The organism is Eggerthella sp. (genome assembly GCF_048329335.1).
GTDB classification, from domain to species: domain Bacteria; phylum Actinomycetota; class Coriobacteriia; order Coriobacteriales; family Eggerthellaceae; genus Eggerthella; species Eggerthella lenta.
Genome location: NZ_DBFEGU010000020.1, coordinates 1 through 5,210, shown reverse-complemented (window position 1 = coordinate 5,210; position 5,210 = coordinate 1). Strand labels below are relative to the sequence as shown.

Below are 5,210 nucleotides of genomic sequence, written 5' to 3'. Positions count from 1 at the left end.
GGCGTTCCAGCTGGCTGATGGCCGCATCGGCGTCGGTGCGCACTTTCACCTTGAGCTTCTTCTCCTTCTCGCCGCGGTTGACGGCGAGGATGCGGTGGTTGGGGATGCGCGACAGGGGTTCGGAGAAGTCGTAGTACGCCTCGTAGACGGTTTTCTCGGACGCGTCGACGGCTTCGACGGAAAGCGCGCCGTTTCGCTTGGTGGCCGCGCGCAGGCAGGCGACGTGCTCGGCGTCGTCGGCGACGACCTCGGCCACGATGTCCTGCGCGCCTTGCAGCGCATCCTCAGGCGTGGGGTATCCCGCCTCCGGGTTCACGAGGCCGGAGGCCACGGCCAGCGGGTCCTTGGCGCTGCGGTCTTGCGCGAGGATGAGCAGCGCGAGCGGCTCGAGCCCGGCGTCGCGCGCCTTCGAGGCGCGGGTGGCGCGCTTCTTCCGATAAGGCTTGTACAGGTCCTCGACGCGCTGCATGACCGTGGCCTCGTCGATCTTCGCGCGCAGGTCGGCCGTGAGCTTGCCCTGCTCCTCGATGGCGCGCAGCACCTCGTCCTTGCGAGCCTCGAGGTTGCGCAGGTAGGTCAGGCGCTCGTCCAGATCGCGCAGCGTCGCATCGTCGATGCCGCCGGTGGCCTCCTTGCGGTAGCGAGCGATGAACGGGATGGTGTTCCCTTGGTCTACGAGGTCGATGACGGCCGCGACCTGCGCGGCGGTCAGGTTCAGCTCCCGGGCGATGGTGGTTTGGATGGATGGCATGGGTGAATATCTCGCTTTTGGCTTCAGGTGGTGATAACGTGTTCAGTCATTATAGACGAGCGGACGGAAAGCAGGAGCGCGATGAATATCCAGGTGTTCGGAACGAAGAAGAGCTTCGACACGAAGAAGGCGCAGCGTTACTTCAAAGAGCGGCGCGTGAAGTTCCAGTTCATCGACCTGAAGGAGAAGGGTATGAGCAAGGGCGAGCTGGAGTCGGTCGCCCGCGCGGTCGGCGGCATCGATGTGCTAGTCGATCCGAAGGCGAAGGATGCCGACACGGTGTCGCTGCTCGCGTACCTGTCGCCCGATCAGAAGTTCGACAAGCTGCTGGAGAACCAGCACGTGCTGGCCGAGCCCGTGGTGCGCAACGGCAAGCAGGCCACGGTCGGCTACGCTCCCGACGTGTGGAAGACGTGGGAGTGATCGGCCATGCGTCTTCGCGCATCCGGATGTCGCCGAGCGAACGCTTTGCTGACGGGGCGCGCCGATCGGTTTCTTCACGGCATTCGAGCCCGCTCGGGCGGGATAGTATAGAATGAGCGCCATGCTGTAGAATTCGACGAGGAGGTTGTATCGTGGACGCGACCGATATGCGGTATCTGGAACTTCTATCCCGGCTGTTTCCCTCTGCGGACAAGGCTTCGGCGGAGATCATCAACCTCAGCGCCATTTTGAATCTGCCGAAAGGGACCGAGTTCTTCGCCTCCGACATCCACGGCGAGTACGAGGCGTTCTCCCACACCCTGAGGAACGGCTCGGGCTCCATCCGGCTCAAGATCGACGACGTGTTCGGCGATTCGCTGAGCGAGAACGAGAAGCGTTCGCTGGCCACGCTCATCTACTATCCGCGCGAGAAGATGGAGCTCGTGCTGTCGCAGGTGGACGATGCCGAAGCGTGGTACGCCGTCACGCTGCAGCGCCTCGTCGCCGTGTGCAAGCGCGCCGCGCAGAAGTACACGCGCTCGCGCGTCCGCAAGGCGCTGCCGAAGGATTTCGCCTACATCATCGAGGAGCTGATGACGGAGAACCGCCACGGCGTTGACAAGCAGGCCTACTACGCCGCCATCGTGGACGCCGTCATCCGAACCGATCGCGGCGGCGCGCTCGTCGAGGCGCTGTGCCTGCTCATCCAGCGCTTGGCTATCGAGCGCCTGCACATCGTCGGCGACATCTACGACCGCGGGCCGTATCCGCACATCATCATGGACGCGCTCATGGAGCACCACTCCCTCGACATCCAGTGGGGCAACCACGACATCGTGTGGATGGGCGCCTCGCTCGGCCAGCGCGGCTGCATCGCGCACGTCGTGCGCAACTGCGCGCGCTACGGCAATCTGTCCATCCTGGAGGACGCCTACGGCATCAACATCCTGCCCTTGGCCTCGTTCGCGCTCGAGGCGTACAAGGACGACCCGTGCGTCGCCTTCGGCCTCAAGGGCAACCCGGACCTCCCGCCGCAGGAGCTGGAGATGAACGTCAAGATCCAGAAGGCCATGGCCATCATCCAGTTCAAGGTGGAGGCGCAGCTCATCGACGAGAACCCCGGCTTCGGCCTGGAGGATCGCAAGCTGCTCGACAAGATCGACTACGAGAACGGCACGGTGATGCTGGACGGCGTCGCCTACGAGCTGACCGACACGGTGTTCCCCACGGTGGATCCGGCCGACCCTTACCGGCTGACGCCCGAGGAGGAAGAGGTCATGCAGCGCCTCGAGCAGGCGTTCACGGGCTGCGAGAAGCTGCAGCGCCACATGCGCTTCTTCCTGGATGCGGGCAGCCTGTACAAGGTTTGCAACGGCAACCTGCTGTTCCACGCATGCGTGCCGCTGAACGCCGACGGCTCCCTCATGGAGACGGAGGTGTTCGGCGAGACGTACAAGGGCCGTGCGCTGTACGACGTCATGGAGCGCTACGTGCGCGCGGCGTTCGACGACGCCGACCCGGAGCTCGCCAAGCGCGGGCGCGACCTTTTGTGGTATATGTGGCTAGGCGAGGGATCGCCCCTGTTCGCCAAGAGCAAGATGGCCACGTTCGAGCTGTACCTGATCACCGAGAAGGAGGCGCGCAAGGAGGTCAAGAACCCGTTCTACTCCTATCTCGACGACGAGCACGTGATGGGCGGCATCTTCGAGGACTTCGGCATGGATCCCGAGACGTCGCGCATCGTGTGCGGGCACGTGCCGGTGAAGGTGAAGGACGGCGAGGATCCGGTGAAGTGCGGCGGCCGCGTGCTCACCATCGACGGCGGCTTCTCGAAGGCCTACCAGCCCACCACCGGCATCGCCGGCTACACGCTGATCTCGAACTCCTACGGCTTCGTGCTGGCGGCTCACGAGCCGCTCGAGTCGATGCGCGCCGCCGTGGTGAACGAGCTGGACATCCATTCGTCGCGCAAGGTGGTCGAGCTGGTGGACAAGCGCACGCTGGTGGCCGACACCGACAACGGCGCGGTGCTCAAGCAGCAGATAGCGGACTTGGAAGAGCTGCTGGAAGCCTACCGCAACGGCATCGTGGCGGAAAAGGAGTAGGAAAGCTCGTCTCTCAGGGTTCGGGAACGTAACGACGCTGCTACGGCTCAAGGTTTCGAGAAGACAGGTTGGCCTCATCTGTTAAAATTTCTCAAAAATGGTAGTGTATTCCAGATTTGAGAAGATATGAGGTTGTCATGTACATCGAACGAGCGCTCGAACCTTTGGTGAGACGCTATTCCGAGAACTTCAAAATAGTCGCCGTGACCGGACCGAGGCAGGTCGGCAAGACGACTATGCTCAAGCATCTGATGGAGGAAGAGGCCGAGAGCGGTGTCGACCGAGTTTACGTAACGCTTGACAACACGGCGATTCTGCAGACGGCGAAGGAAGATCCGGCGCTTTTCCTGCAGCGCTATCGTCCGCCTGTTCTGATTGACGAGATACAGAAGGCCCCCGAGCTTCTTCCGTATATCAAGATGATCGTCGACGAGCGCGATGATTGCGGATCCGTGTGGATTACCGGTTCCCAGCCGCTGCACTTGATGAAAGCCGTGTCCGAGTCTCTGGCCGGCCGCGTCGGCATCGTGGAAATGCTCGGACTTTCGCATTCCGAGGTGGCTGGCACCCCCTCGGAACCGTATCTGCCCAGCGCAGACTACTTCATGCGGCGCGTGGATATGGCGAAGCCCTTCGGGGTGTCGGAAGCGTATCGGCAGATATGCGCGGGTTCGCTGCCCGGCATCCGTGCCCTGCCCGACGATTTGCGCGCGGGCGGTTACGAGTCGTATCTGGATACGTATATCATGCGCGACATCCGGGATCTCGCACAGGTGGGCGACGAGCTCAAATTCAGACGGTTCATGGCGGCATGCGCTGCCCTCACGTCGAGGCCGGTGGTGTACGCCGAACTCGCCAGGCTTGCGGACATCGATCAGAAGACTGCGAAGACGTGGCTTTCGTTGCTGGTAAGTTCCTACCTGGTGAAGGTGGTCGAGCCGTACTCTAACAACATCCTAAAACGATTGAGCAAGCAGCCCGTCATGCATTTCCTCGACACCGGTCTTGCGGCGTATCTTTCCGGGTGGAGCAGTCCCGAGGCGTTGGAGGTCGGTGCCATGAGCGGGCAGATTTTCGAAACGTACGCATTCGGCGAGGTCTACAAGAGCTTCCTCAATGCGGGCAGGCGAGCTCCGCTGCATTTCTTCAGAACGAACGACAAAAAGGAAATCGATATGCTTTTGGAACAGGATGGCGTGCTCTTTCCGATAGAAGTGAAGAAGACCGCGTCGCCAAGCAAGAAGGACGCCCGCAATCTCAACGCCATCGATCCAGTGACGTTCGACGACGTTCCTGTAGAGCTGCGGGCTTTCAAGCGCGAAGTGGGGATGGGGTGCATCCTCTGCATGACCGAAGATGCCTTCCCCATAGTCTCGCAGGTGTGGGCGTTTCCCGTGTGGGCGGTGTAAAGGAGTGCCGATGAACGAGTTGTCAACGTTCGTGCTGGAGAACGACGCGCTGTCCGTGCGCGTTTCGCCCGTGGGCGCGGAGCTGCAGAGCGTCGTGTGCGGCGGCGTCGAGCGCATGTGGTCGGGCGACCCTGCGGTGTGGGGTCGTCGGGCTCCGTTGCTGTTCCCGCTGATCGGGCGCTTGCGCGACGGTTGGTACGCGAACGGGGGCCGACGGGTGGATGCGCCGATGCACGGTTTCTGCCGCGACCGCTTGTTTTCCGCCGAGCAGGTTTCGGATGTGCGCGTCCGTTTCGAGACGGCTTCCGACGAGCGGATCCGGGCCGTCTATCCCTTCGATTTCCGATTGACCGTCGACTTCACGCTCGAGGGTTCCTCGATCGTCAAGTCGCACACCGTTGAGAACCTGGGCGACGTTCCCCTGCCGTTCGAGCTGGGCGGCCACGAAGCGTACGCGACGCGCTTGATGCCGGGAGAGCGCATGGTGGATTGCTTCGTGCGCTTCGAGGACATCGATAAGCT

General features: G+C 62.4%; 4 protein-coding genes and 1 pseudogene. 4 read left to right on the top strand and 1 reads right to left on the bottom strand.

Annotated features, from left to right (window positions below; all coding sequences use genetic code 11):
• Positions 1-751: Tex-like N-terminal domain-containing protein (locus ACMO6A_RS00525; protein WP_418470643.1), on the bottom strand; the 751-nt coding region annotated here is incomplete at its 3' end.
• Positions 752-832: 81 nt separating this feature from the next.
• Between ACMO6A_RS00525 and ACMO6A_RS00520 the strand changes: the two genes are divergently transcribed.
• From ACMO6A_RS00520 to ACMO6A_RS00505, 4 genes and pseudogenes are all read left to right on the top strand, one after another.
• Positions 833-1,174, top strand: coding sequence for an arsenate reductase family protein (locus ACMO6A_RS00520; RefSeq protein WP_009608529.1), 342 nt, complete (start codon positions 833-835; stop codon positions 1,172-1,174).
• Between the two features lie 152 nt (positions 1,175-1,326).
• A complete protein-coding gene (locus ACMO6A_RS00515) occupies positions 1,327-3,279 on the top strand; it encodes a fructose-bisphosphatase class III (RefSeq protein WP_009608523.1) in 1,953 nt (650 codons plus the stop codon).
• Between the two features lie 137 nt (positions 3,280-3,416).
• On the top strand, positions 3,417-4,688 hold the full coding sequence (locus ACMO6A_RS00510) for an ATP-binding protein (protein ID WP_009304382.1): 1,272 nt from the start codon (positions 3,417-3,419) through the stop codon (positions 4,686-4,688).
• Between the two features lie 10 nt (positions 4,689-4,698).
• Positions 4,699-5,210 (top strand): annotated as a pseudogene (locus tag ACMO6A_RS00505) (aldose 1-epimerase family protein); the annotation flags it as partial.

Coding starts and splice junctions, on each gene's coding strand:
- ACMO6A_RS00510 (WP_009304382.1), top strand. CDS start 3,417: ATGTACATCGAACGAGCGCTCGAACCTTTGGTGAGACGCTATTCCGAG.
- ACMO6A_RS00520 (WP_009608529.1), top strand. CDS start 833: ATGAATATCCAGGTGTTCGGAACGAAGAAGAGCTTCGACACGAAGAAG.